The 3,222-nt window shown below is 53.9% G+C and carries 2 protein-coding genes; both read left to right on the top strand.

Going from position 1 to position 3,222, the window contains the following annotated elements; genetic code table 11:
- The first annotated feature begins 14 nt into the window (after window positions 1–14).
- Window positions 15–1,322 (top strand): nucleotide sugar dehydrogenase, encoded by a 1,308-nt coding sequence (locus AB1690_13510; GenBank protein ID MEW6016324.1) that lies wholly within the window; start codon window positions 15–17, stop codon window positions 1,320–1,322.
- A gap of 427 nt (window positions 1,323–1,749) precedes the next feature.
- Complete coding sequence (locus tag AB1690_13515) at window positions 1,750–3,177, top strand: FAD-binding oxidoreductase (protein ID MEW6016325.1); 1,428 nt, start codon at window positions 1,750–1,752, stop codon at window positions 3,175–3,177.
- Window positions 3,178–3,222 lie beyond the last annotated feature (45 nt).

Raw genomic sequence — 3,222 nt, forward strand, 5'->3', positions numbered from 1 at the left:
GAAGAAGGTATAAAATGAGCAGCAACTTACTTAAGAAGATCGAGAACCATTCCGCCAAAATCGGAATAATCGGGCTGGGATATGTCGGCCTGCCGCTGGCAATCGAATTCGGCGAAGCCGGATTCCATGTTACCGGTTACGATATCTCCGAGCGCAAAGTCAATCTTATCAATGCCGGCAAGTCGGATATCGATGATGTCCCCGATAGCAAGGTGGCGCATCTGGTCAAAGGCGGGAAACTGACCGCCACCGCCGACCCCAGATTGCTTAAGCATGTCGATACTATCTCCATCTGCGTACCGACTCCGCTTTCGAAAACCAAGGACCCTGATGTCAGTTATATCCTCGATGCCGTCAAATGGGTCAAGGAAGCCCTTCATAAGGATATGCTGATTATTCTGGAATCGACCACCTACCCCGGCACCACCGAAGACCTCATCTTGCCGATTCTGCATGAAACCGGGCTGAAAGTCGGCAAAGATTTCTTTCTGGCTTTCTCTCCGGAGCGAGTTGACCCGGGGAATCCCAAATTCAACACCAAGAACACTCCCCGCGTGGTCGGCGGCACCACTCCGGCCTGCACCAAGCTGGCCAAAGCCCTCTATGAAAAGACCGTTAATGCCGTCTATCCGGTTTCCTCGACCAAAGCGGCCGAGATGGTGAAACTTCTCGAGAACACTTTCCGCAGTGTCAATATCGGGCTGGTCAACGAAATGGCTTTAATGTGCGACCGTCTCAAACTGAATGTCTGGGAGATAATCGGCGCCGCCTCAACCAAGCCGTTTGGTTTTATGCCGTTCTACCCGGGTCCGGGATTAGGGGGACATTGTATCCCGATTGACCCGCACTATCTCTCCTGGAAACTGAAAAGCCTGAACTACTACGCCCGCTTTATCGAACTGGCCGGCGATATCAATTCCCATATGCCGGAGTATGTCATTGACCGGATTCGCCGTATAATGAACGAGCGGGGCAAGGCTATCAAAGGAGCCAGTATGCTGGTGCTCGGTGCCGCCTATAAGAAGGATATCAAAGACCTGCGGGAGTCGCCGGCGCTGGATGTGATCCGGCTCTTGCAGGAGGAAGGAGCCAAGGTGCAGTACAACGACCCGTATGCTCCGGTTATCAAATGGGACGGTACCGATTTGCGCTCGGCGAAACTGACCCCGGCGCTTCTCAAGAAAGCCGATATGGTGGTGATAGTCACCGACCACACCGATTACAATTATCAGTGGATAGTGGATAATTCTAAACTGATTTTCGACACCCGCAACGCGACCAAAAACGTTCGGACCGGCCGTCAGAAGATTCATTTGCTGTAGGCAGTGACTGTATCGTTGATTAAAAGGTTGTGTCAGAGATTGATTTTTTGATAGAAGTCTGAAAGTTGGGTCAGGTCTTGAAAGTTGCGTCAGGTCTTGATTCCTCGCTTGCGGGGAATTGTGACCTGACGCATTATCCTACCAGTTGCAAAATGTAGGCGGAGCAATTCCGCCCTATGGCCCCAAGCGCCGGCGGGAGCCCTCCCGCCGGTTTTTTTATTTATGGGCAAACAATCTCACGATTAATCTCCCCCTATCCCAGCCGTACATATCCATCTTTAAATGGATAAAACCAGTCCATTTATTTTCGCCGAAAAGGGGGTCGCCTGCGTAAAAAGTTTTATCTAACCATTTAAACCTGCGGAAGTGACTGCCCGGGCCTGTCCCTGTGACCGCGCTAATCTATCTTATTAGCAGGAGTCTAAAAATGAGCAAAGTTGAAGTCGCTTCCACCGCCGGGAGGCAAACCCGTATCGAGCCTTCGGCGCTGGAGGAGTTCGCAAAGAACTTCCGGGGGGAACTGCTGAAACCGGGGGAGTCCGGTTATGACCAGGCGCGCTCTATCTGGAATGTGATGATAGACCGCAAGCCGGCCCTTATCGCCCGCTGCCGCGGGGTCGCCGATATCCGCGCCGCCGTCAATTTCGCCCGCGAAAATTCGCTTCTGGTCGCCGTCAAAGGCGGCGGGCACAACATTGCCGGCAATGCTGTCTGCGACGGGGGGCTGATGATTGATTTGTCGCTGATGCGCTCGGTTCGGATAGAACCGGATGCCCGTATCGCCCATGTTGAGCCGGGCGCCACGCTCGGCGATTTCGACCGTGAGGCGCAAGCTTTCGGTCTTGCCACCCCGCTGGGAATCAATTCCACTACCGGCGTTTCCGGCTTGACCCTCGGCGGCGGATTCGGATGGCTCACCCGGAAATATGGGATGACAGTCGATAATCTGATTGCCGCCGATGTCGTCACCGCCGACGGTAAATTTATTCATGCCAGCGAAAAGAACCATCCCGACCTCTTCTGGGCGATTCGCGGCGGAAGCGGCAATTTCGGTATCGTGACCCGCTGGGAATTTAAACTGTACCCGGTCGGTCCCGAGGTTTATGTTGGGCTGGTTGTCTATTCGCTTGACGACGCCAAGCCGGTCATGGCAAAATACCGCCAGTTTGTCTCGAAAGCTGACGACAACACCAGTGTCTGGTTTGTGATGAGGCAAGCGCCGCCGCTTCCGTTCCTGGAGGAAAAATATCATGGCAAAGATATTCTCGCTTTCGCCTGTTTCCATCCCGGAAGCCAGAGTGACGCCCAGAAAGCGCTTGAGCCGGTTCGTCAGTTTGGCAAACCGCTCGGCGAGCATTTTGGACTGCAGCCGTACTGCACCTGGCAGACTCTTCTTGACCCGATGCTGACGCCCGGCGCGCGCAACTACTGGAAGTCCCACAATTTCGCCGAGATAAGCGACGGGCTGGCTGAGGTTCTGGTGAAATATACCAGGATGATTCCGCATCCGGAGACCGAAATCGCCTGTGCCTGTCTCGGCGCTGCCGCCAGCCGGATTCCCTCCAGCGCCACCGCCTATCCGCACCGGCACGCCGTTCATGTGATGAACGTTCATGGCCGCTGGCGCGAAGCCGCTGATGACGACAAATGTATTTCCTGGGCGCGCAATCTTTTCAAAGAGACGGCGCCATTCTCATCGGGCGGGGTTTATGTCAACTTCCTTACTCAGGAGGAGACCGGCGACCGGGTCAAAACCGCTTTCGGCTCTAATTATGAGCGGCTTTTGAAGGCAAAAAAGAAATATGACCCGCAGAATCTTTTCTGTATGAATCAGAATATTTCCCCCGACGAGTGAAATCCAGCAGGTTGTGCAGTTCAAAGTCTCCCCGATATTTTTCAC

The sequence above is a fragment of the Candidatus Zixiibacteriota bacterium genome, assembly GCA_040753495.1.
Classification (GTDB): Bacteria; Zixibacteria; MSB-5A5; order GN15; family PGXB01; genus DYGG01.